This window comes from Phocoenobacter atlanticus subsp. cyclopteri (assembly GCF_018343795.1).
Lineage (GTDB): Bacteria > Pseudomonadota > Gammaproteobacteria > Enterobacterales > Pasteurellaceae > Phocoenobacter > Phocoenobacter atlanticus.
In genome coordinates, this window is record NZ_CP074346.1 from 135235 (window position 1) to 158236 (window position 23002).

The following is a 23002-nucleotide window of genomic DNA, read 5'->3' on the forward strand; positions in this document are numbered from 1 at the left end:
TGGATAGAGCAAGAGTGAAAGCTCTTGCTCTTACTAAATAGTTATCATTATAGGTTGGGAGTAATAGGCGATGTTTAAGAAAAGTTTAATATTAGGTTTAGGAATTTATTGTTTTTCTTTGATGGTTCAAGCAAAAGAATTAGTTATTGGGGTATCAATGTATAGCTTGTCTGATAAATACCCAACTTATTTACAAGATGCAATGAAACGTTTTGATAAAGAACATAATGATGTCAGATTTAAATATGCCGATGCAAATTCGGATCCTGCTCGAATGTTAAATGATATTGAGAATTTTATTGACTCAGGTGTTGATGCTTTACTTGTAATGCCAACAGATAAAAATATTGTGAAAGCGGTAGGATTAAAGGCAAAAAAAGCAAAATTACCTTTGGTTATCGTAAATGGTAAACCAAAAGAAAAAGATATGAAATATGTCACGAGCTTTATTGGTTCTGAAGAAATCACAGCGGGTGAAATGCAATCTGAATTTATTTTAAAACAACTTAATGGGAAAGCAGCAAAAGCTATTATTCTAATGGGGCCTCTAGGCTGGGAAGCTCAAATTCAACGGACAGAAGGTAATCAAAAAGTTTTAAAACCGCATTCTGAAATAAAAATCATCACAAAACAAGAGGCTAAATGGGATAGAGCTAAAGCAATGGATATTACTGAAAATCTTTTAGCTGCTCATAAAGATATTAATGTTATTTTTAGTAACAATGATGAAATGGCAATTGGTGCATTGCTTGCAGCTAGAAAGATGGGGTTGAAAGATGAAGATTTATTAATTGTTGGTATTGATGCTACACCAGATGCTTTGGCTTATTTAGGAAAAGGATTAGATGCGACGGTTTATCAATCTGCAGCAGGTCAAGGCTCATTAAGTGCGGAAATTGCTTATAAAGCAGCAAAAGGAGAGAAAGTAGCACAATATAATTGGATTCCTTTTGAACTGGTGACACCAGAGAAAAAAGAAAAATATTTACATAAATATAAAGAATAGAAATAAACAGCATAACCCTATTTAGTTACATCAGTTAATTTTCCTTAAATAGTTTAAAGGAGTAATAAATGAATAATAATTTGAATGAATCTCCATATATTTTAGAAATGCGAAATGTTTCTAAAACTTTTCCTGGGGTAAAAGCATTAGATCGGATTAATTTAAAAGTTAAGAAAGGTTCTGTGCATGCACTAATGGGAGAAAATGGCGCAGGTAAATCAACTTTAATGAAAATTCTTTATGGAATTTATACCCCTGATGAAGGTGGAGAGTTGATTTTAGATGGTAAGGTTTTTGATCCTAAACGCCCCATTGATGCGATCAACCGCGGATTAACAATGGTACCACAAGAAATTTCACCAGCACCAAATTTGACTATTTCTGACAATCTCTTTTTAGGTCGAGAGGTGACAAAAAGTAGATTTTTTGTAGACCAGAAGAAAATGGATTATGAGGCAAATGAAATTTTAGAATCTTTGGGAATTCCTTTAGATGTGAAATTAAAAATGTCAGACGTATCTGTCGCAAAAGCTCAGCTTGTTGCTATCGCAACAGCGGTATCAAACTATGCTAAAGTTATTATTATGGATGAGCCAACCACTGCTTTAACAGAAGGAGAAGTTGAACAGCTATATAAAATTATAAATACCGTACGTGAACGTGGTATAGCTATTATTTTTATTTCACATAAATTAGATGAAGTTTTTAAGGTTGCTGATGAAATTACTGTTATCCGAGATGGTGAGTATGTAGGAACGAAAGATGTAAAAGATGTAACTAAAGATGAATTGATTTCAATGATGGTTGGTCGAGATATGTCGGAAATGTTCCAACGAGAAGAATTGGAACCTTCTGATGAAATTGTATTAGAGATTAAAAATTTCTGCCGTGAGGATCATTATCAAAATGTTAATTTTAAAGTATATAAAGGTGAAATATTTGGTATTGCAGGTTTAGTTGGAGCAGGACGTTCTGAAATAGTAGAAGGGCTATTTGGCTATAAACCAGCAGATAGTGGTGAAATTTATATTCATGGTAAAAAAGTTGATATTCGAACACCAAATGATGCAATGAAACATAAAATTGGCTTTGTTACTGAAGATAGAAAATTAACAGGATTATTCTTAAATTTAAGTATTACGGATAATATTATTATGCCTAAAATGTCTCCTTATCTAGAGAATTTTTTACTTTCAGTAACCAAAGCAAACAAAATAGCAGACTTACAAAAAGATAAGTTAAGAATTAAAGCCCCTAATGTTGATGTTGTTACAGATAATTTATCAGGAGGTAACCAACAAAAAGTATTACTTGCAAGATGGTTAATTTTAGAACCAGATGTTCTTATTCTTGATGAACCAACCAAAGGGATTGATGTGGGAGCAAAAGCAGAACTCTATAAGCTAATGGTTGAGTTAGCTAGACAAGGTAAAACAATTATTATGATTACTTCTGATATGCTAGAGCTTTTAGCGATGAGTGATCGAGTAATGGTTATGCATGAAGGACATCAAGTGGGAATTATTCCACGTAATGAATTAACTCAAGAGCGAGTACTTGAATTAGCATCGGGCTAATTTCAAAAAAGTATCAAGAGTTGAAACAAATTATTTTATAAAATTAACTAAAGAGGTATTTATTATGTCATCTCTAAATCTAAAAAAAGTGATTAATACTTATGGAATGCTACTCATACTTGTTTTATTGTTTTTAGCCTTATCTATGTCTATTGACGGATTCTTATCGAGTAGAACAATTTTTAGTATTATCGAACAGGTATCAATGTTTGGTATTATTGCAATAGGGGTAACTTTAGCGATTATTACAACAGGGATTGACCTTTCATCAGGATCTGTAGTCGCATTAACCGCAGTGGTTGCGGCATCAGTTGTTGAATCGGTTGATACACCAACCTATGCTTTAATGGCATTTACTTTATCTATTTTAGTTGGTGCTGTTATTGGATTTATCAATGGTGGATTAACAGCCTATGGTTCAATTCCTCCTTTTATTGCAACATTAGGTATGATGACTATGGCAAGAGGGGCAGCACAGCTCTATTCTGATGGTCGTCCAATTGATGCTTCTGCTGAATCTTTCACTTGGATTGCGGATATTGATTTCTTTGGTTTACCTGGTTTGGTGCTTGTTTATCTAGTCATTGTGATTGCCACACATATTCTACTTAGTCGTTCAACCTTTGGTCGTCATATTTATGCGATTGGAGGAAACTTAAATGCAGCAAAGATTTGTGGTATTAATACAAAAAGAACATTAATTTGGGTATATATTATTGCTGGTGCATTAGCTGGTTTAGCAGGAGCATTACTTGCTGCCAGAACCTACGCAGGTAACCCTTCTTATGGTTTAGCTTGGGAGTTAGATGCGATTGCAGCAGCGGTAATCGGTGGTGTATCTTTAGCAGGTGGTGTTGGTAGTATTCCAATGTGTGTGGTAGGTGCATTGATTATTGGTACAACAAATAAAGGCTTAAATATGTTAGGAGTTGATCCATACTGGCAACAAATTATTAAAGGTGCAATTATTATTGTAGCAGTGTTACTTGATACATTAAAACGTCGTAAAAAAGCATAATTTAAGATTATTATAAATCTAAGCGGTACGATTTTTCCCTAAATTTGCAAATTTATGGTAGGATCGCACCGCTTTATTATTTATAGAACAACAATTAGAACACAAACAACAGATTATGAAATTTATCATTAAACTTTTTCCTGAAATTATGATTAAAAGTGATTCGGTTCGTAAACGCTTTGTCAAAATTTTAACCAGTAATATCCGTAATACCTTAATTAAATACGATAAAACTGTCACAGTAGTACGTAATTGGGATTTTATTGAAGTACGCACTAAAGATAAAACCAAAAAACAGCTGGTGTTAGATTTATTGCAACGCACACCTGGTATCCATCATATTTTAGAAGTGGAAGAAACGCCTTTCACCGATATGCACGATATTTTTGAACAAACTTATTTAGCCGTAAAGGATCAACTAGAAAATAAAACCTTTTGCGTACGAGTAAAACGCAAAGGCAAACACGAATTCCGTTCGATTGATTTAGAGCGTTATATTGGCGGTGGATTAAATCAGCGTATTGAATCGGCAAAAGTAAAATTAACCAAGCCAGATGTGACGGTTCGTGTTGATATTGACCACGATAAAATGCTATTTATTAGAGAACGTTATCAAGGGTTAGGTGGCTATCCAATCGGTACCCAAGAAGATGTGCTTTCTCTGATTTCAGGAGGTTTTGATTCGGGTGTTTCAAGTTATATGCTATTAAGACGTGGTTCTCGTGTGCATTATTGTTTCTTTAATTTGGGCGGAGCAGGACACGAAATCGGTGTAAAACAAATGGCGTATCATATTTGGAACCGTTATAGCACGTCTCATAAAGTGCGTTTTATTGCCGTTAATTTTGAAGATGTGGTCGGCGAAATATTAGAAAAAGTTGAAAATGGTCAAATGGGCGTGATTTTAAAACGTATGATGGTGAGAGCCGCGAGTAAAGTTGCTGAGCATTTTAATATTGAAGCCATTGTAACTGGAGAAGCTTTAGGACAAGTTTCAAGCCAAACCTTAACCAATTTACGTTTAATTGACAAAGCCTCCGAGCGTTTAGTATTACGTCCGTTAATTACCCACGATAAAGAACAAATTATCGCAATGGCAAAACAAATTGGTACGGATGATATTGCCAAAAGTATGCCAGAATTTTGTGGGGTGATTTCTAAAAATCCAACCGTAAAAGCCATTGAAAGTAAAATTTTAGAAGAAGAAAATCACTTTAATTTTGAAATTTTAAATCAAGCGGTTGAAAATGCTGATGTGTTAGATATTCGAGAAATTGCAGCTCAAACAGAAAAAGAAGTTGTGGCGGTTGAAACGACTTCTGAATTTAGTGACAATGATATTGTCTTAGATATTCGTAGCCCTGAAGAAGTGGATGAAGTCGCTTTTGAATTGGAGGGTGTGGAAGTGAAACATTTACCTTTTTATAAATTATCAAGTCAGTTTGGTGAGTTAGATCAGTCTAAAAACTATTTGCTTTATTGTAGTAGAGGAGTGATGAGTAAATTACAGGCACTTTACTTAAAAGAGAAAGGTTTTATGAATGTGAAAGTGTTCATCATTTAATTAATAAAGGAAATCCAATGAGTCAATTTTTTTATATCCATCCAGATAATCCACAACAACGTTTGATTAATCAGGCAGTAGAAATTATTAAGCAAGGTGGAGTAATTGTATATCCAACAGATTCAGGCTATGCATTAGGTTGTGGTATCGGAGAGAAGCGAGCGATAGATAAAATTGTAGAAATTCGTAAATTACCTCAAAATCATAATTTTACATTGGTTTGCAGTGATTTATCAGAGCTATCAAATTATGCGTTAGTGACCAATGTTTCCTATCGTTTAATTAAAAATAACGTGCCAAATCCCTACACTTTTATTCTTCCTGCGACCAAAGAAGTACCACGTCGTTTATGGACGAAGCGTAAAACTATAGGTATTCGAGTGCCTAAAAATAATATCGCATTGGCTTTATTACAAACCTTGGGTGAGCCTATTTTATCTTGTTCACTAATGTTACCAGATGAAGAGGTTACTCAATCTGATCCTGATGAAATCAGAAATTATTTAGAACGTCGAGTAGAATTGATTATTCACGGAGGGTATTTAGGACAAACCCCTACGACAGTAATTGATTTAACAGACGATACACCAATGATTATTCGTGAAGGAATGGGCGATTTAACGCCTTTCTTAGCATAAAATAATTAATAACCGACGCTTGTGAAAGCGACAACCAAAAGGAAAGACAAATGAAAAATTTGCAAAAAAAGACCGCAAACCGACCGCTTAGATCTGCACCAAAAGCAGCAGTGAAGAAAGTAGAAAAACCATTAGAGAAGAAGACTAAAGAAAAGGCAGCAGAAGGAGAGAAACTGCAAAAAATCTTAGCAAGAGCGGGTAAAGGTTCACGTCGTGAATTAGAAAAAGTGATTGAGCAGGGGCGAGTCAGTGTCGATGGAAAAATCGCACAGTTAGGCGATCGAGTTCAATTAAGTAATGGTACAAAAATCCGAATGGATGGTCACATTGTTTACTTAAAAAATGCTGAAAAAGAAGTTTGCCGAGTTTTAATGTATTACAAACCAGAAGGAGAACTTTGTACTCGCTCTGATCCAGAAGGTCGTGCGACGGTTTTTGATCGTTTACCTCGTTTAACGGGTTCAAGATGGATTGCGGTTGGGCGTTTAGATATTAATACTTCAGGATTATTACTCTTTACTACCGACGGTGAGTTGGCTAATCGTTTAATGCATCCAAGTCAAGAAGTGGAACGTGAGTACTCAGTACGTGTGTTTGGAAATGTGGATGACGCAATGTTACAACGTTTACGTAAAGGCGTTAAACTTGAAGATGGAATGGCAAACTTTAAACAAATCAAAGCGACAGGCGGTGCAGGCATTAACCAATGGTTTGATGTGACACTAACGGAAGGGCGAAATAGAGAAGTCCGCCGTTTATGGGAATCTCAAGAGGTTCAAGTGAGCCGTTTGATCCGTATTCGTTATGGTAATATTAAACTACAAAAGGGTTTACCACGTGGCGGCTGGGAAGAAATGGATTTACAAAAAGTCAATTATTTACGTGAGTTAGTAGGCTTACCACCTGAAACAGAATCAAAAATAGATGTGACTAAAAATCGTCGTAGAACGAATATTCGCCAAATTAGAAAATCAGTGAAACAGCATCAGAAATATAGAAAATAATTAAGTTATAAATAAGCGGTCACTTACTTCAAAGAATTTGCAAATTTTTGAAAGAATGTTACCGCTTGTTTTTTTGTTTTATTAGGTAAAAAAGATGAAAACACAAATTCGCCAACATTTGAATGAACTGCAAATTGCGATGCAATTACATCATCTATGGGAAAGCATCAGTCCTTCTCCACAAGATTTAGCGAACGATCAACCTTTTTGTATTGGAACATTGTCTGCAACACAGTGGTTACAATGGATCTTTATTCCAAGAATGAATGCGTTACTTGATGCAAATGCAGAATTACCTGTTAATTTTTCAATTACTCCTTACTTGGAAGAAGCACTGAAAAATGAAAAATATTTAACTCAACTATGTGAGCCAATTCAACATATTGAAAAGAAATTAAGTCGTTAATGGAATTAGATATTTTATATCAAGATAATGATCTTGTCGCCATCAATAAACCAGCAGGAATGTTAGTGCATCGTAGTTGGTTAGATAAACACGAGACGGTGTTTGCAATGCAAACCTTACGAGATCAAATCGGACAACACGTATTTCCTATTCATCGCTTAGATCGTCCAACATCTGGCGTATTACTTTTTGCATTAAACAGTGAAATGGCTCGTTTAATGAGTGAACAATTTCAACAACATCAAGTTCAAAAAAGTTATTTGGCACTGGTACGAGGTTATCTTCACGATGAAGGAAGAATTGATTATCCTCTTAAAGTACAATTAGATAAAATTGCAGATAAATTCTCACAACCTAAAGAGCCACAAGAAGCGGTAACGGACTATCAAAGCTTAAAACAAATTGAAATGCTTTATCCTGCTGGTAAGCATCAAACCGCACGTTATTCTCTTGTTAAATTATTTCCAAAAACAGGGCGAAAACATCAATTAAGACGTCATTTAAAACATTTATTTCATCCTATTATTGGGGATACCTGTTATGGTGACCTACATCAAAATAGGGCATTTTCAGAAAACAGTGGCTGTCATCGTCTTTTCTTACATTCTCATTCTTTAAGTTTTGTACATCCTAAAACGTTGCAAAAAATTGAAATTATCGCCCCGCTTGATCAACAGTGGCAAAACGCATTTGAGTTTTTTGGGTGGACGTAAATAACCAGAATTTAAATGAAGGGTGATAAAATTTGCAAAAAATCCTCAAAATGTTACCGCTTATTTTGTTATACTTAGTACCAAATATTATTTTAATAATTTATCTAACCAGCAAGAGGATACTATGCTCAAAATTTACAACACTTTAAAACGTGAAAAAGAAGAATTTAAACCTATCAACCCAAATAAAATTGGCATTTATGTCTGCGGTGTAACGGTTTATGATCTTTGTCATTTTGGACACGGTAGAACCTTTGTTTCTTTTGATGTGGCGGTGCGTTATTTACGTTATTTAGGCTATGATGTGAAATATGTACGTAACATTACCGATGTGGACGATAAAATCATCAAACGTTCCCTTGAAAATAACGAAACCTGTGATGAATTAGTGGAAAGAATGGTCGTAGAAATGCACAAAGATTTTGATGCATTAAATATTTTACGCCCTGATGTTGAACCACGCGCCACACAACATATTACTGAAATTATCGAAATGGTAGAGCGTTTGATTGCCAAAGGACACGCTTATGTGTCAGAAGATGGCGATGTTATGTTTAGCGTACCAAGTTTTAAAAATTACGGAGCATTATCTCGTCAAGATTTAGAGCAATTACAAGCAGGTACAAGAGTTGAAATCAAAAGTATCAAACGCAACCCAATGGACTTCGTACTTTGGAAAATGTCTAAGGAAAATGAACCAAGTTGGGATTCTCCGTGGGGCAAAGGTCGCCCGGGTTGGCATATTGAATGTTCGGCAATGAACAGCAAGGAACTTGGCGAACAGTTTGATATTCACGGTGGCGGTGCCGATTTAATGTTCCCACACCACGAAAATGAAATTGCACAATCTTGCTGTGCGAACGGTGGCGATTATGTGAATTATTGGTTGCACACTGGAATGCTCACCATTGATAAAGAAAAAATGTCAAAATCACTGGGGAATTTCTTTACCATTCGCACAATGTTAGAACGCTATGATGCAGAAAGTTTACGCTATTTCTTCCTCACCGCCCATTATCGTAGCTTGCTTGATTACAGCGTAGAAAATTTAGATTTGGCTCGCACCGCCTTAGAGCGTTTATACACCGCATTGCGTGGTTGTGATCTTGCTGTTTCTTTATCAGAAGAACAAGCGGTTAGATTTGATCATTATATTGCAAATTTCAAAACCGCAATGGACGATGATTTCAACACACCTGCAGCCTTAGCCGTATTGTTTGAGATGGTGCGTGAATTGAATAAATTGAAAAAAGAAAATCCACAACAAGCCAATTATTTAGCGGTTAGATTAAAAGAGTTAGCAGGCGTACTTGGGCTATTAGAACAAGATCCTGAAACCTTCTTACAAGGCGATAGCAACGATGATGAAGTGGCAGAAATTGAGGCTTTAATCAAACAACGCAATGACGCACGAGCGAACAAAGACTGGGCAAAAGCCGATGAAGCCCGTGATAAATTAACTGCAATGGGTATTGTGTTAGAAGACGGTGCAAATGGTACAACGTGGCGTAAAGCATAATATCACCGTAGCGACAGGGCATGCCCTGTCGATTGTTTTTTGACAATATTAATTTTAGACAAGGCATTCCTTGTTTCTACGAAAATACGGATAATTGATCTTATATGAAATCACAAACCAACATTTTATTCAAAACCTAAAGCCGATCTAAAACAAACAAGCGGTCAGTTAGTGAGTTAAATTTACAAATTTGGAAGAATATTTATGATTTGATGACATTAACACTGTTTGAAATAGTGTTGTTTTTTTAAATCCCTCTCTCCATTTCTTAAAGGAAGTTAGGAGAGGGGATTTACTAATTTAGATTAGATTTTATTCTCTTGGTAATAAACACAAACCTGTATCAGAGAAGTGTAAATATATTTCAGTGATACTATCTTCAAAATCTTCTTGACTTAAATTAATAAGCAATTCTTCACCGTGCCAAAGTGCGACAACTTCCCAGTGATTTCCCATATAAATTGCAGTTTTAATTTGGCATTTTTGTGCTTCTGTACCTTCCGCTTTTAAAGATACTGCTTCTGGACGAACACAAACTAAACATTCGCCATCTGGCACGTTAAATTGAGTAGCGTCATCTAAGGTAATATCATAACCATTTACAGAGACCACATTGCCGTTTAAATGGGCTTTAAACATACTAGATTCGCCCATAAAGTTTGCGAGGAATAATGAATTAGGACGTAAATACAGCTCTTTAGCAGTACCTTTTTGCATTATTTTACCTTTGTGCATAACGATAACTTGATCTGATACCGCAAAGGCTTCTGTTTGATCGTGGGTAACGTATAGTGAGGTGATGCCTAAACGTTGTTGTAATTCACGGATACTTTCACGCATACTACGGCGTAAGTTTGCATCAAGGTTACTTAGTGGTTCATCAAATAACAAGACTTTTGGCTTAAGGATTAAAGCACGAGCTAAAGCGACTCGTTGTTGCTGTCCGCCTGAAATTTGATCTACGTAACGATCACCAAATCCTGCCAAATCAACTAATTCCAATGCTTCTTCAATACGTTGCTTACGCTCTTCTTGTGGAACATTCAGCATTTTTAAGCCATATCCCACATTATCTGCAATAGACATATGTGGGAAAAGTGCATAAGATTGGAATACGATACAAATATCACGGGTTTGGATAGAACTTTTTGTTACGTCTTCGCCATCAATAAAAATTTGTCCAGAGGTTGGTGTTTCTAATCCCGCAACTAAACGCAAAATTGTTGTCTTACCACAGCCAGATGGACCGAGTAAAGTTGTCATTGTTCCACGCTCAATTTCTAAATTTAGATCATCAATAACCACCGCTTTACCAAAGGCTTTGGTAACATTTTTTAATACTAAAAATTGTTTATCATTTGTTTTATTCATAATTTATTCCTAAATATTATTGTTTTTTCGCCTTAGATTTGGCAATTCGAGTATCGCCCACAATCCAATCAAAGAATAAGATAATTGACATCATCACAACAATTAACACTGAACCATAGGCAATTGCAATACCATATTCGCCGTCTTCTACACGGTTTAGAATATAAGAGGTTGCCACACGAGTATCTGCGGTTACTAAGAAAATAATTGCGGATACGGTGGTCATTGCACGCACAAAGCTGGTGACTAATGACGACAGTAACGCAGGTTTTAAGAGTGGTAATACCACATAGAGCAGTGTTTTAAATGAGCTACCTTTTAGTGAAAGTGACGCTTCATCTAGAGATTGATCGAGTTGTCCTAACCCTGCAATCGCTGCACGCATACCGATTGGCATATTACGAGTGACCATTGATAAAATAATGATTATTCCTGTTCCCGTAATATAAATTGGTGCATTATTAAAGGCAAGGATATATGCCACCCCAGCTACCGTACCTGGTACGGCAAAACAGAGTAAGGTTAAAAATTCTAAGGTTTTCTTCCCTTTAAATTCTCGCCGCACAGTAATATAGGCAAGTAGTAATCCTAATATTGAGGTAATAGGTGCAGCAGTAATTGCAAATAAGAACGTTTGAATTAAAGATGGACATGCACCACTATCAAAGCCATTACCAAATAATAATTCATAGTTTTTAAGTGTTAAAGAATAGTCAACACCCCAGTTCACAGTGAAACTTCCGTAGAAAATACTACCGTATAGTACTGCATTGAAAAGCGTCCAAAAACCTAAGAAAAACACAATCATAGATTTCATTGCTTTTGGTAAATCTTGTACTTCGCCACGATAAGATTTTCCTGAAACTGTTACATAAGAGCGGTTACCGATCCACATATATTGAATAACAAAAATACCTAAAGAGAAAATTAACAATAATGTCCCTAAAGTACTTGCTGAAGCGTAATCTAACTGCGAACCTGCAATATAGAAATAAATTTGTGATGAAATTACATCGAAACTTCCCCCTAATACTAATGGGGTACTAAAGTCTGCTAATGACTGAATAGCAACCACTAAGAAAGAGTTTGCTAATGCGGGTTTTAACAGAGGAAAGATAATATTGAAGAACGTCTTATAGCGATTGGCTCGCATTGTGTAAGAGGCTTCTTCGATAGAAGGGTGGATAGATTTTAATGCCCCTTCTAAAATCATAAAGGATAATGGCGTTAATGCGAGAGTATGCGCAATTACAATTCCTGCAAAACCATATAACCAGTTACTGCTAAAACCAAAATATTCGACTAAAAATTCTGTTACGTACCCTGAACGTCCAAGCATTAAGGTAATCCCTAATGCCACCACAAAAGGTGGGGTAACGATAGGTAAAATAGAAAAGAGTTTACCGATAAAGGCAGTACGTTTTGCAATACGAGTAGTATATAACGCAAAGAGTAAGCCGAAGAAAGTGGCTAATACTCCGATTGTCGCTGCAACACTTAATGAGTTTGTAATGATACGTAAAATATAAGGTTGTTTTATCGTATCTATGACTTGGCTGGGTACGAACTCGGTACCATCATAGAACATTGAGATAAAAATAGAAATTATCGGATAGACAATAAAGAAAAAGATAATTAAAGCAATACTTAACAGTGAAGCAATAATAAATTTATCACCTTGTAAAACCGATAATTTTGCTAGTGCGTTAGTTGCTAAAGCAATAAGTACTAAAACCAGCACTAAAATAGAAAATCCTAAGCTAATTTTTGCAATAATGGCTGAAATAAAGACAAAGGCAAATACACCAATAATTGCAAATAATTCTCCCATTCCTTGTGCTTCTTTACCTTTCTGCTTAAGATAATGAGAAATTAAAGGCACAGAAAAAAGTGAAGTAAACCATAGCCAGCTAATATTAAATCCAATGCCACCATTTTCACCATACCATCCCATTGCTTCAAATACTTCTTCTTGAGTAGATTCTGTAAAGCCGTAATATAAGGCAAAAGTCGGTAAGAAAACAAAGGCAACCAAAGCAAAAGCTATCCAAAAAAAGCTATTGCTTGTTATTGATGATAAAGTTGTTTGTTTTTTCATAATGTTGTTTTTTTATTATAAATAATGGATTTTCGCCACCATATTTCATTCACTTAAAGTAACAATACAGTGGCGAGATGAATGCTATTATTTAGCAAGTTTTACTTCATTTAACCATTTATCAATTAAACGACCACGAAGATCTTTAGAACCATATTTGCTGAAATCATAATTAATTAAATTCAGTTCACTTGGTTTTAATGCAAATGGTGAAGCTTCTGCTTTCACATTAGTTAAAATGTGATGATCTGCAGTATCTCTCCATAAAGATTCTTGTGATTCTTTTGACATTACCCAATCAATAAATAGTTTCGCATTTTTCTCATTACGTGCATTTTTGATTAAGCTTACGCCACCCAATTCATAACCCGTTCCTTCACAAGGTACGATGACATCAAGAGGAGCACCTTTTTCACGTTCAAAAGAGTAGTTTTGTAAGAAACCGATACCAATGGTGGTTTCATTACGAGCAATATTTTTTGATGGTGCTGTACCTGATTTGGTATATTGAGAAATGTTTTTATGTAATTTCTTCATATATTTAAAGGCTTCATCTTCACCCCAAAGTTGTACGAAAGTAGCAACTGCGGTATATGCTGTACCAGAACTTTGTGCATCCGCAACTTGTACTTCACCTTTTAAGCGAGGATCGGTTAAGTCTTTCCAGCATTTCGGCACTTTTTTAATTCCTAGTTTTTTCAAACGTTCTGTATTTACACCAAAACCTAATACTCCCATATAAACGACAGAGCTATAATTTCCTTTTAGCTTGCCTGGGTCTTTAAATTCAGGGATCACATCATCTAAATATTTAGATTTATATTGTTGTAATAATCCCATTTCAGCAGCTTGTGAGTGGCTATCAAAGGTTCCACCATACCAAACATCACCTTGAGGGTTGTTTTTTTCTGCTTGAAGTTTCGCAAGTGTTGTTCCAGAGCTATTACGAATAAAAGCGGTTTTTACACCAAATTTTTCTTGGAATGTTTTAACTTGTTGTTCACACACTGTATTTCTTGCACTGCAATAAACGGTTAATCGTCCTGACGCCATCGCCATATCAGTGACTAAAAGTCCTGAAATTAATAAACCTGCTGCGGTTAATTTTGTTTGAAATTTCTTCATTTTTTTCTCCACTTACTATTTCATTTTTACTTCATCAACCCAACGGTCAATTAAGCGTTTTCTTTCATCTTTTGAACCATATTTTTCAAAATCATAATTGATCAATTTAAGCTCATCAGGATTTGGTGCTGCAGGGTGTTGTTTTGCGGTAGTGTTAGTTAAGATTTGTAAAGATTGACCTTTTTGCCACGCAGATTCTTGCCCTTCTTTTGATAACGCCCAATCAACAAATAATTTTGCATTATCCAAGTTTCTTGCACCTTTAAGAATACTGATACCACCTAACTCATAACCCGTTCCTTCACAAGGTACAACTAATTTTAACTTCGCACCTTTACTTTTTTCTAGCATATAATCGTGTAAGAAACCGATACCGACCGCTGTTTCACCACGTGCCGCATTACGAGATGGAGTAACACCTGATTTTGTGTATTGAGAAATATTTGGATCTAATTTTTTGAAATAATCAAAGGCTTTGTCTTCACCCCATAATTGAACGAAAGTCGCAATTGCAGTATAGGCTGTACCAGAACTTTGTGGATCGGCAACCTGAATTTCATCTTTAAATTCTGGTTTTAATAAGTCATTCCAACATTGTGGAACTTGCTTAATTCCTAATTTTTCAAGACGTTCTGTATTGACACCAAAACCTAAAATACCCATATAGATAGCAGAGGTATAATTGCCTTTTTTCTTACCTGGATCACGGAAACGCTCTACAATTTGATCAAGATTTTTTGATTTATAAGGTGTTAATAAACCGACTTCGCCCGCTTGAGATTGAGGATCAAAAGTACCCCCATACCAAACATCAGCTTGTGGATTACTGGCTTCCGCTTTCACTTTTGCAAAAGTGCTACCAGAACCATTGCGGATAAACTGTGTTTTGACACCATATTTTTTACCAAATGTTTTCGCTGCATTTTCACACATCGCATTTGTTGCACTACAATAGATAACTAAATGCCCTTTAGCTGCAACGGTGTTGCAAATCGCTAAACCTAATGCTACTGCAGAAACAGTTTTGAGTAATCGAAATTTGGATTTTTTCATTGTGAGAACCTCATTTTTATATGTAAAGAACTTGATAATTGATTTTCTAAAACGAAAACAATTGAACATAAAATAAAATGCTATGGCTCACTTTACTCACATTTTGTTTTTATTTAAACTAAAATTGTTTAAAAATGTGATTATCATCACAAAAATTATAGAAAATAAAATACTTCTTAAACTGATGAACTGTTTAAAGTAAAATAAGAATAAGAAGTATTTTCTTAGGAGAAAGGTATTATTTTTTCCAAATCTGAGTTTGGTAATCTGTAATTGAGCGATCGGAACTGAAAGTCCCTAATCTTGCAGTATTTAAAATTGTTGCCTCAATCCAAGCGGTACGATTTTGATAGAAATTTGCAATTTTTTGTTGTGCTTGACGATAGCTTGCAAAATCAGCTAATGTACAGAAAGTATCCTTTGTTAATAACTCTTTCACTAAGGCTTCAAAAGTTGTGGTATCACCTTTTGAGAATGTGCCGTTAGCAAGAGAATTTATAGCTTGAGCTAATACTTTATCTTCTTGATAATATGCCATTGGCTCATAACCGTCTTTTAATACTTGGTTAATGCTCTCTACCGTATGCCCAAAAATAACCACATTTTCATTACCTGCATAGTCTGCAATTTCCACATTGGCACCGTCTAATGTACCTAAGGTGATCGCCCCATTTAAGGCTAATTTCATATTTCCTGTTCCAGATGCTTCTTTTCCTGCAAGAGAAATCTGTTCTGATACATCAGCCGCAGGAATAATGATTTCTGCAAGGCTCACTCGATAATCAGGTAAGAAGACAACCTGTAATTTACCTTTCATTTCAGGATCGTTATTGAGCACATCAGCGACACAGTTAATAGCGTGAATGATTTGTTTCGCCATAAAATAACCCGGATCGGCTTTACCTGCAAAAATAAAGACTCTTGGTACGAATTCTTGATTTGGATTTGCCTTTAATTCTTGATAGGTCGCAATGATATTTAACAGATTAAGTTGCTGGCGTTTATATTCGTGAAAACGCTTAATTTGCACATCAAAAATAGCATTTGTATCCACGTCTAAGCCTAATTCTTGCTTGATTTTATCCGCTAAACGTTGCTTATTCGCTTGTTTTATTTGTGTATAAGCGGTCTGAAATTTTTCATTTTTTGCAAATTTTTCAATTTGTTGTAATAAGGATAAATCTTTTGTCCAATCGCCTTTGATATGTTTATCCAGTAATGCACTTAATTGTGGATTGGCTTGACGGATCCAGCGACGTGGCGTAATTCCATTTGTGATATTATAAAAACGATCTTTAAATAAACGAGCATAAGCAGGGAAAAGATCGCTAACCACTAAATCTGAGTGAATTTTTGCGACACCGTTAACCGCAAAAGATCCGACCACACAAAGATTTGCCATTCTGACACGATAGCCAAAAAGAACTGCGGTTTGTTGCCATACATCTGAAAATTCTTCATCACTAAAATGGGCTTTCACTTGCTGGTATAACTCGTTATTGATACGGTCAATTATGATAAAATGACGTGGTAATAAACTTGCTAATAGATTTTGATCCCACTGCTCTAATGCTTCTGGTAGCAAGGTATGGTTAGTATAGGCAAAAGTTTGACTACAAATTTGCCACGCTTGTTGCCACGAAAAATCATAATCATCTAACAATATACGCATTAATTCAGGAATAGCGATCGCTGGGTGGGTATCATTCAGTTGAATGACTTCATATTCAGCAAGCTGTTCCAGTTTACGCCCTTGTGCTAAATGGCGTTTGATAATATCTGCCACAGAGCAAGCACAGTGGAAATATTGTTGCATTAGGCGTAACGCCTTACCATTTTGATGGTTATCATTTGGGTACAACACTTTGCTCAGTTTTGAGGCATCAATCACGTTCTCTTCTGCGAAAAGATATTCTCCCGCATCAAATTTTGTAAGGTCAAAACTACTTTCGCTATATCCTTGCCATAAGCGTAAGGGTTGTTGAATGCCTTTATAGCCTACGACAGGTAAATCAAAGGCTTCGCCATTAACGAACCATTCTGGTTGCCATTGATATTTATCATTCGAAATTAAGCTTACTTTACCACCAAAGCCCACTTGCTGTGTAAAATCTAAACGGTGTTGTTGTTGGGGATAAAAATCACGTCCCCACGCATCGCCTTGCTCTTTTTGTTTACCTTGTTCTGAAAAAGATTGTTTAAATAAACCATATTGATAATGTAAGCCATAGCCTGTTGCTGGTTGACAAATACTTGCCATTGAATCTAAATAACAAGCGGCTAAACGTCCTAATCCGCCATTTCCTAATGCAGGATCGGTTTCTTGTTCTAAAATATCAACGAGTTCTACGCCATATTGTTTTACTTGTTGAGTGATAAAATCATAAACTTCAAGATTTTGCAAATTATTACCCAGTAAACGACCCACCAGAAATTCCATTGATAAATAATTGACGTGGCGAACATTGGTAAGCGGTGTGTTTGTTTGTGATTTTTGCAAAATTGCCTGTTGGCTAACCTTTGCAATAAGTTGATACCACTGTGTTGTTGAAAGTTGTTGTGGTGTGAGATAACGAGTTTGGCAATATTGTGCTAATGATTGTTCAAATAATGTTTTAAATTGCGTCTGAAAAGACATAATCATCTCCTAAAAAGTCCATCATAAAAAAGTTGATGACATTATTTAGGATATTAAGGTAATAAAAATCCCCCCTATTCAAACTATTTAAGGATGATAAGGGGGGATTAAGAGTTATCTAATTCAAAAGTTTCATAATAATATTCATCGCTAAAAAAATTGAACTAGTATAATAGGACGTAATTATACAAAAATGTTAACTACTTCAAATTTTTAAAGTTTTTTATCGTTTTACTCTTGATATTTTTAACTAGAAGGCTTAAGTTAGGACTATCTTGAAACGACCTAAAAAGGTCATCATTAAAGAGGTAACAACTATGACAATTAATATTTCAAGTAAACAAATGGATATCACTCCAGCCATTCGTAGCCATATCGAAGATCGCTTAGCAAAATTGAGAAAATGGCATACTCAGTTAATCAATCCTCATTTTATGATCCATAAATTACCAAAAGATTATGAAGTAGAGGTGGCTATTGGTACACCAAATGGGGATTTATTTGCAAAAGCTCAAAATGAAGATCTTTATAAAGCAATCAATGAGGTTGAACATAAGTTAGAAGTACAACTTAATAAACAGAAAACAAAAACAGAAGCACGTCGTACAGATCGTAGTTTAAATTTAGCTGTAGAATAAATATTTTTATATTATAATTTTAACCCACAATTCTATTGTGGGTTTTCTATTCATTAAACCTTTCAATTTAATAATTCAAATCCTATCATTCTAATAGATATAAAATTACTTGACTAAAATAGTCAGGTATATAAAATTACACCTTAATTATAGAAAAATTGTTAGGGCATTTTATGAAATTAACATCAAGAGGTCGTTATGCCGTTACTGCAATACTTGATATTGCACTTTATGGAAAATCCAAGCCTGTTAGTTTGGCAGATATTTCAGAGCGTCAAGCGATCTCATTATCTTATTTAGAACAACTTTTTGGACAGTTACGTAGAGAAGGCATTGTATCTAGTGTGAGAGGACCGGGTGGCGGCTATAAATTAGATAAAGCGGTTTCAGATATTAGTGTTGGAATGGTGGTAAATGCCGTAAATGAAAATCTTGATGTAACCAAATGCAAAGGCAATGGAAATTGCAATAATGAATCAAGATGTTTAACGCACTCACTTTGGGAGCGTTTGGAAGATCAGATTGCTGATTTTCTTTATACTATTTCAATTGAAGAATTAGTGTCAGAGCATTTGGCTCGTCAGGATTAGAAATTTATTAAAAAAGTGGATTATCCCTCTTTTATATTAGGAGAAAAAATGAAATTACCGATTTATTTGGATTATGCAGCAACTACACCAATGGATCAGCGTGTTGCAGATGAAATGATGAAATATATGACCAAGGACGGTATCTTTGGTAACCCTGCTTCTCGCTCGCATAAATTTGGTTGGGAAGCCGAAGAAGCGGTTGATATTGCTCGTAATCACATTGCCGATTTAATTGGTGCAGACTCACGTGAAATCGTGTTTACCTCAGGTGCGACGGAATCTGATAATCTTGCAATTAAAGGGGCTGCACATTTCTATCAAACCAAAGGTAAGCATATCATCACTTGCAAAACCGAGCATAAAGCGGTGTTAGACACTTGCCGTCAATTAGAGCGTGAAGGGTTTGAAGTCACTTATTTAGAACCAGAAACCAACGGTTTGATTGATTTAGCTAAATTTGAAGCGGCAATTCGTGAAGATACGATTTTAGTTTCGATTATGTTAGTGAATAATGAAATCGGTGTGATTCAAGATATTGAAACAATGGGTAAAATTTGCCGTAGCAAGAAAATCGTGTTTCACGTTGATGGCACACAAGGTGTGGGGAAATTACCCGTTGATGTGAAAGCAATGAATATCGATTTAATGTCGTTTTCAAGCCATAAATTATACGGACCAAAAGGCATCGGTAGTTTATATGTAGGACGTCGTCCACGTATTCGTTTAGAAGCGTTAATTCACGGTGGCGGACACGAAAGAGGAATGCGTTCAGGTACATTACCTGTTCACCAAATTGTCGGAATGGGCGAAGCGTACCGTATTGCTAAGTTAGAAATGGCAACAGAAATGGAACGTTTGACTGTATTACGCAATCGCCTATTAAACGGTTTCAAAGATATGGAAGAAGTGTATATCAATGGTTGTATGGAACAAGGTATTGGTTCGTTGCTAAATATCAGTTTTAACTTTGTGGAAGGTGAATCAATGATGATGTCATTGCGTGATTTAGCGGTGTCATCAGGATCAGCCTGTACATCAGCAAGTCTAGAGCCCTCTTACGTATTACGTGCTTTAGGACGTAATGATGAATTAGCCCATAGCTCAATTCGTTTCTCTTTGGGACGTTGGACAACAGAAGAAGAAATAGATCATACTATTGAAGTGGTTAAAAAAGCGGTGGTGAAATTGCGTGAACTTTCGCCACTTTGGGATATGTACAAAGAAGGCATTGATTTAAGTACCATTGAATGGTCTGCACATTAATCAATAATTTAAATAAAAAAGGATATTAAAATGGCATATAGCGATAAAGTGATCGATCATTATGAAAACCCACGTAACGTAGGGATATTAGATAAACAAGATAGTCATGTTGGGACTGGAATGGTGGGTGCCCCTGCTTGTGGTGATGTAATGCAACTCCAAATTAAAGTTAGCGATGAAGGTATCATTGAAGATGCAAAATTCAAAACTTACGGTTGTGGCAGCGCGATTGCATCAAGCTCATTGATTACTGAATGGGTAAAAGGGAAATCCCTTGATGAAGCACAATCTATCAAGAACAGTGATATTGCACAAGAACTTGAATTACCACCAGTAAAAGTGCATTGCTCAATTCTTGCAGAGGATGCGATCAAAGCAGCAATTTCTGACTATAAAGAGAAAAAACGTTAATTTTCATAATGTTATGAAAAATAAAAATAAAGCGGTAGGATTTTGCAAATTTTTAACAAAATCTTACCGCTTGTTGGTAATTAAAATTGATTAAGAATTTGAATTTTAAGGAATAACAATGGGAATTACATTAACGGAAGCAGCTGCAAACCGTGTTCAATTATTTTTAGAAAAACGAGGCAAGGGTATTGGTTTACGTTTAGGTGTTAAGACATCAGGTTGTTCTGGTTTAGCTTATGTATTGGAATTTGTTGATGAATTAAATGAAGAAGATCAGGTGTTTGAACAGCACGGTATCAAAATTATTGTTGATCCCAAAAGCCTAATTCATTTAGAAGGCACGGAACTTGATTATGTCAAAGAAGGCTTAAATGAAGGATTTAAATACACCAACCCAAATGTAAAAGACGAATGTGGTTGTGGCGAAAGTTTTTATGTGTAATGGATAAAATAATAATGAATAATCCTTTTGAACTCTTTGATCTAGCGGTCAAATTTGAGATCGATAATGCAAAATTATCCGCAAATTATCTTGCTTTACAAAAAGCATTACACCCAGATAATTTTGCAACGGGTACGGCACAAGAACAACGCCAAGCAATGCAAAAATCAGCACAACTGAATGACGCATTGCAAACTCTAAAAGATCCGATTTTACGTGCTGAAGCGATCATCGAAATTGCCACAGGAAAAGCAGAAAATATCGAACAAAAAAGCAATAATGATATCGAATTTTTGATGCAACAAATGCAGTGGCGAGAAACCTTAGAACAGATCGAAATTGCAAAAAATGAAGAAAATCTAACCGCTTTTACAGCTGAAATTGAACAACAAAATAAAGAAATTTTAAATCAATTAAGTGAAACCTTAGCTAACGAACAATGGCAACACGCCAAAGCATTATGCGATAAATTACGTTTTATCAAAAAATTAAATGTCGAAATCGAGCGAGTAGAAGAGATTATTTTTGAGTTGTAAGTAAAATAATAACTGTAGAGACAGGGCATGCCCTGTCTCCCAAGTAGATAAAATATGCAAAAAGAATTATATAAAAATTTATATAAAACTCAATCAATACGATTAAAAGATTGGGATTATAGAATGAATGCGGCTTATTTTGTTACTATTTGCACTAAGGATAAGGCTCATTATTTTGGTAGAATTGAAGATTCGAAAATGATTTATTCTTCAATGGGAATTATCGCTGATGTATTATGGTGTGAAATTAAAAATCATAATAAAAATATTGAGTTAAGTGATTTTATTATAATGCCAAATCACATTCATGGAATTTTGATTTTACAGAATGAATATATTGATGATGAAATGATGGAGACAGGGCATGCCCTGTCTCTACAAAAACGATAGGAAAAAATAGATTTCAAAATATTGGAAAAAATTCGTTTTCATCAATTATTGGGAGCTATAAATCAGCTGTCACCAAACATACAAATCGTTTAGGATTAGAGTTTGCATGGCAATCACGGTTTTATGAGCATATTATTAGAAATGAACAGTCATTTGAGAAAATAACAAACTATATTCTAGCTAATCCAGAAAATTGGGTTAATGATGAACTTAATTTATAAAAACGAATAATAGTACTGTAGAGACAGGCATGCCCTGTCTCCAAAATAAATATAAAATTAATTTAGAAGTTGGGGATTAAAATGCAAGATTTAGAACAGCTAATTAACGTACCAAAACCTGCGTGGGATATTTTAGAAACGTGGTTTGCTCAGACAAGAAATAGTTTTGAAATTTTAGAAAAAGATGATGAGCGAGCAGCACAGGAATTATTAACCTTGCAACTAAATATTGGTACTCCATTAGGGGCAGTTATTTTTGAAACAGGCGGTATTTTAGTTAAAAATGGCTGGTTGCGTTTGTTGGGGTCAGGATCAAAAAAAATGGATCGTGGCTTAACAGAATGGAATTATGGCAAAACCTTTGCGGAATAAGGCGAAAAGCCGAGTTATTTATTAGTGGCTGATGATGTTATTGGTGGTTATTTTGCATTAAATTCTGGCGGTTTATATGGAGGATTAGGAAAAATTCATTATTATTCGCCAGTAACAGAACAATGGAAAGACTTAAATTTAGGCTATTCAGAATTTTTAGGTTGGGCGTTAAATGCAGATTTAGATAGTTTTTATCAAGGGCTATTTTGGGATAATTGGCAACAGCAAGTGGGCGAATTAAGTGGTAACCAAGTACTAATTTTTACGCCTGAATTATCGGTTAAAACCGATAATCAACGTCATTCACAGGTGGTGCCGATTGAACGTCATTACCAAGCAACCTTTAAAATAGACGATAAATTTGGCGGAGCGTATTCCGTTAGCTAGAAAATTGTAGGGGTGTATTGTA

At 35.2% G+C, this 23002-nt stretch carries 21 protein-coding genes and 1 pseudogene; 17 read left to right on the forward strand and 5 right to left on the reverse strand.

All coding sequences use genetic code 11. The features are described from left to right. Positions 1-70 precede the first annotated feature (70 nt). The 9 genes from KGI96_RS00655 to cysS all read left to right on the forward strand — a co-directional run bounded on the left by KGI96_RS00655 (position 71) and on the right by cysS (position 9445). The gene (locus KGI96_RS00655; protein WP_211597723.1) at positions 71-1006 is read left to right on the forward strand and encodes a sugar ABC transporter substrate-binding protein; all 936 of its coding nucleotides are present in this window, start codon (positions 71-73) and stop codon (positions 1004-1006) included. A gap of 68 nt (positions 1007-1074) precedes the next feature. Further along, a complete protein-coding gene (locus tag KGI96_RS00660; protein WP_211597724.1) occupies positions 1075-2583 on the forward strand; it encodes a sugar ABC transporter ATP-binding protein in 1509 nt (502 codons plus the stop codon). Between the two features lie 64 nt (positions 2584-2647). After that, positions 2648-3601 (forward strand): ABC transporter permease, encoded by a 954-nt coding sequence (locus KGI96_RS00665; protein ID WP_090921299.1) that lies wholly within the window; start codon positions 2648-2650, stop codon positions 3599-3601. 115 nt (positions 3602-3716) lie between these two features. Then, entirely contained in the window at positions 3717-5165 is a 1449-nt protein-coding gene (gene thiI / locus KGI96_RS00670; RefSeq protein WP_211597725.1) for a tRNA uracil 4-sulfurtransferase ThiI, read from the forward strand. Between the two features lie 17 nt (positions 5166-5182). Beyond that, positions 5183-5803 (forward strand): L-threonylcarbamoyladenylate synthase, encoded by a 621-nt coding sequence (locus tag KGI96_RS00675; protein ID WP_211597726.1) that lies wholly within the window; start codon positions 5183-5185, stop codon positions 5801-5803. An 8-nt stretch (positions 5804-5811) separates the two neighbouring features. Beyond that, positions 5812-6807, forward strand: a complete 996-nt coding sequence (rluB, locus tag KGI96_RS00680) for a 23S rRNA pseudouridine(2605) synthase RluB (RefSeq protein WP_370685834.1) — start codon at positions 5812-5814, stop codon at positions 6805-6807. A 94-nt stretch (positions 6808-6901) separates the two neighbouring features. Continuing rightward, positions 6902-7213: a YqcC family protein gene (locus tag KGI96_RS00685; RefSeq protein WP_211597728.1), complete on the forward strand. Its 312-nt coding sequence runs from the start codon at positions 6902-6904 to the stop codon at positions 7211-7213. After that, the gene (truC, locus tag KGI96_RS00690; protein WP_211597729.1) at positions 7213-7926 is read left to right on the forward strand and encodes a tRNA pseudouridine(65) synthase TruC; all 714 of its coding nucleotides are present in this window, start codon (positions 7213-7215) and stop codon (positions 7924-7926) included. The genes KGI96_RS00685 and truC overlap by 1 nt, the downstream gene beginning before the upstream one ends. Positions 7927-8050: 124 nt before the next feature. Next, the gene (gene cysS / locus KGI96_RS00695) at positions 8051-9445 is read left to right on the forward strand and encodes a cysteine--tRNA ligase (protein ID WP_211597730.1); all 1395 of its coding nucleotides are present in this window, start codon (positions 8051-8053) and stop codon (positions 9443-9445) included. Positions 9446-9757: 312 nt separating this feature from the next. On the opposite strand, the gene fbpC is transcribed toward cysS, so the two are convergent. From fbpC to glgP, 5 genes are all read right to left on the reverse strand, one after another. Further along, positions 9758-10816 carry a ferric ABC transporter ATP-binding protein gene (gene fbpC / locus KGI96_RS00700; protein ID WP_211597731.1) on the reverse strand — a complete coding sequence of 353 codons (1059 nt, stop codon included), beginning with the start codon at positions 10814-10816 and terminating at the stop codon, positions 9758-9760. Between the two features lie 16 nt (positions 10817-10832). After that, on the reverse strand, positions 10833-12914 hold the full coding sequence (locus tag KGI96_RS00705; protein ID WP_211597732.1) for an ABC transporter permease: 2082 nt from the start codon (positions 12912-12914) through the stop codon (positions 10833-10835). A gap of 87 nt (positions 12915-13001) precedes the next feature. Then, a complete protein-coding gene (locus tag KGI96_RS00710; RefSeq protein WP_211597733.1) occupies positions 13002-14039 on the reverse strand; it encodes an ABC transporter substrate-binding protein in 1038 nt (345 codons plus the stop codon). A gap of 15 nt (positions 14040-14054) precedes the next feature. Next, positions 14055-15092 (reverse strand): ABC transporter substrate-binding protein, encoded by a 1038-nt coding sequence (locus tag KGI96_RS00715; RefSeq protein ID WP_211597734.1) that lies wholly within the window; start codon positions 15090-15092, stop codon positions 14055-14057. 238 nt (positions 15093-15330) lie between these two features. Continuing rightward, the gene (gene glgP, locus KGI96_RS00720; RefSeq protein WP_213156505.1) at positions 15331-17730 is read right to left on the reverse strand and encodes a glycogen/starch/alpha-glucan family phosphorylase; all 2400 of its coding nucleotides are present in this window, start codon (positions 17728-17730) and stop codon (positions 15331-15333) included. Positions 17731-18047: 317 nt separating this feature from the next. Between glgP and hpf the strand changes: the two genes are divergently transcribed. The 8 genes and pseudogenes from hpf (at position 18048) to KGI96_RS00760 (ending at position 22980) form a co-directional block, all read left to right on the forward strand. Continuing rightward, positions 18048-18368 (forward strand): ribosome hibernation-promoting factor, HPF/YfiA family, encoded by a 321-nt coding sequence (gene hpf, locus KGI96_RS00725; protein ID WP_211597736.1) that lies wholly within the window; start codon positions 18048-18050, stop codon positions 18366-18368. A 173-nt stretch (positions 18369-18541) separates the two neighbouring features. Continuing rightward, positions 18542-18958, forward strand: a complete 417-nt coding sequence (locus KGI96_RS00730; RefSeq protein WP_211597737.1) for an Rrf2 family transcriptional regulator — start codon at positions 18542-18544, stop codon at positions 18956-18958. A 48-nt stretch (positions 18959-19006) separates the two neighbouring features. Further along, positions 19007-20221, forward strand: a complete 1215-nt coding sequence (locus KGI96_RS00735) for an IscS subfamily cysteine desulfurase (RefSeq protein WP_211597738.1) — start codon at positions 19007-19009, stop codon at positions 20219-20221. A gap of 30 nt (positions 20222-20251) precedes the next feature. Next, on the forward strand, positions 20252-20632 hold the full coding sequence (gene iscU / locus KGI96_RS00740) for a Fe-S cluster assembly scaffold IscU (RefSeq protein ID WP_211597739.1): 381 nt from the start codon (positions 20252-20254) through the stop codon (positions 20630-20632). A gap of 118 nt (positions 20633-20750) precedes the next feature. After that, positions 20751-21074 (forward strand): iron-sulfur cluster assembly protein IscA, encoded by a 324-nt coding sequence (iscA, locus tag KGI96_RS00745; RefSeq protein WP_211597740.1) that lies wholly within the window; start codon positions 20751-20753, stop codon positions 21072-21074. 14 nt (positions 21075-21088) lie between these two features. After that, a complete protein-coding gene (hscB, locus tag KGI96_RS00750) occupies positions 21089-21610 on the forward strand; it encodes a Fe-S protein assembly co-chaperone HscB (RefSeq protein ID WP_211597741.1) in 522 nt (173 codons plus the stop codon). 54 nt (positions 21611-21664) lie between these two features. Beyond that, positions 21665-22000, forward strand: a complete 336-nt coding sequence (locus KGI96_RS00755) for a transposase (RefSeq protein ID WP_213156507.1) — start codon at positions 21665-21667, stop codon at positions 21998-22000. Positions 22001-22302: 302 nt separating this feature from the next. Continuing rightward, positions 22303-22980: pseudogene (locus tag KGI96_RS00760) on the forward strand (DUF2625 family protein). The last annotated feature ends 22 nt before the right edge of the window (positions 22981-23002 follow it).

Bases quoted from the DNA above. Each gene is read 5' to 3' on its own strand.
- KGI96_RS00730 (WP_211597737.1), top strand. From the start codon at position 18,542: ATGAAATTAACATCAAGAGGTCGTTATGCCGTTACTGCAATACTTGAT.
- KGI96_RS00675 (WP_211597726.1), top strand. From the start codon at position 5,183: ATGAGTCAATTTTTTTATATCCATCCAGATAATCCACAACAACGTTTG.
- KGI96_RS00710 (WP_211597733.1), bottom strand. From the start codon at position 14,039: ATGAAGAAATTTCAAACAAAATTAACCGCAGCAGGTTTATTAATTTCA.
- glgP (WP_213156505.1), bottom strand. From the start codon at position 17,730: ATGTCTTTTCAGACGCAATTTAAAACATTATTTGAACAATCATTAGCA.
- iscA (WP_211597740.1), top strand. From the start codon at position 20,751: ATGGGAATTACATTAACGGAAGCAGCTGCAAACCGTGTTCAATTATTT.
- thiI (WP_211597725.1), top strand. From the start codon at position 3,717: ATGAAATTTATCATTAAACTTTTTCCTGAAATTATGATTAAAAGTGAT.
- KGI96_RS00755 (WP_213156507.1), top strand. From the start codon at position 21,665: ATGCAAAAAGAATTATATAAAAATTTATATAAAACTCAATCAATACGA.
- truC (WP_211597729.1), top strand. From the start codon at position 7,213: ATGGAATTAGATATTTTATATCAAGATAATGATCTTGTCGCCATCAAT.
- fbpC (WP_211597731.1), bottom strand. From the start codon at position 10,816: ATGAATAAAACAAATGATAAACAATTTTTAGTATTAAAAAATGTTACC.
- KGI96_RS00685 (WP_211597728.1), top strand. From the start codon at position 6,902: ATGAAAACACAAATTCGCCAACATTTGAATGAACTGCAAATTGCGATG.
- KGI96_RS00655 (WP_211597723.1), top strand. From the start codon at position 71: ATGTTTAAGAAAAGTTTAATATTAGGTTTAGGAATTTATTGTTTTTCT.
- KGI96_RS00715 (WP_211597734.1), bottom strand. From the start codon at position 15,092: ATGAAAAAATCCAAATTTCGATTACTCAAAACTGTTTCTGCAGTAGCA.
- hpf (WP_211597736.1), top strand. From the start codon at position 18,048: ATGACAATTAATATTTCAAGTAAACAAATGGATATCACTCCAGCCATT.
- KGI96_RS00735 (WP_211597738.1), top strand. From the start codon at position 19,007: ATGAAATTACCGATTTATTTGGATTATGCAGCAACTACACCAATGGAT.
- KGI96_RS00705 (WP_211597732.1), bottom strand. From the start codon at position 12,914: ATGAAAAAACAAACAACTTTATCATCAATAACAAGCAATAGCTTTTTT.
- KGI96_RS00660 (WP_211597724.1), top strand. From the start codon at position 1,075: ATGAATAATAATTTGAATGAATCTCCATATATTTTAGAAATGCGAAAT.
- hscB (WP_211597741.1), top strand. From the start codon at position 21,089: ATGAATAATCCTTTTGAACTCTTTGATCTAGCGGTCAAATTTGAGATC.
- KGI96_RS00665 (WP_090921299.1), top strand. From the start codon at position 2,648: ATGTCATCTCTAAATCTAAAAAAAGTGATTAATACTTATGGAATGCTA.
- iscU (WP_211597739.1), top strand. From the start codon at position 20,252: ATGGCATATAGCGATAAAGTGATCGATCATTATGAAAACCCACGTAAC.
- cysS (WP_211597730.1), top strand. From the start codon at position 8,051: ATGCTCAAAATTTACAACACTTTAAAACGTGAAAAAGAAGAATTTAAA.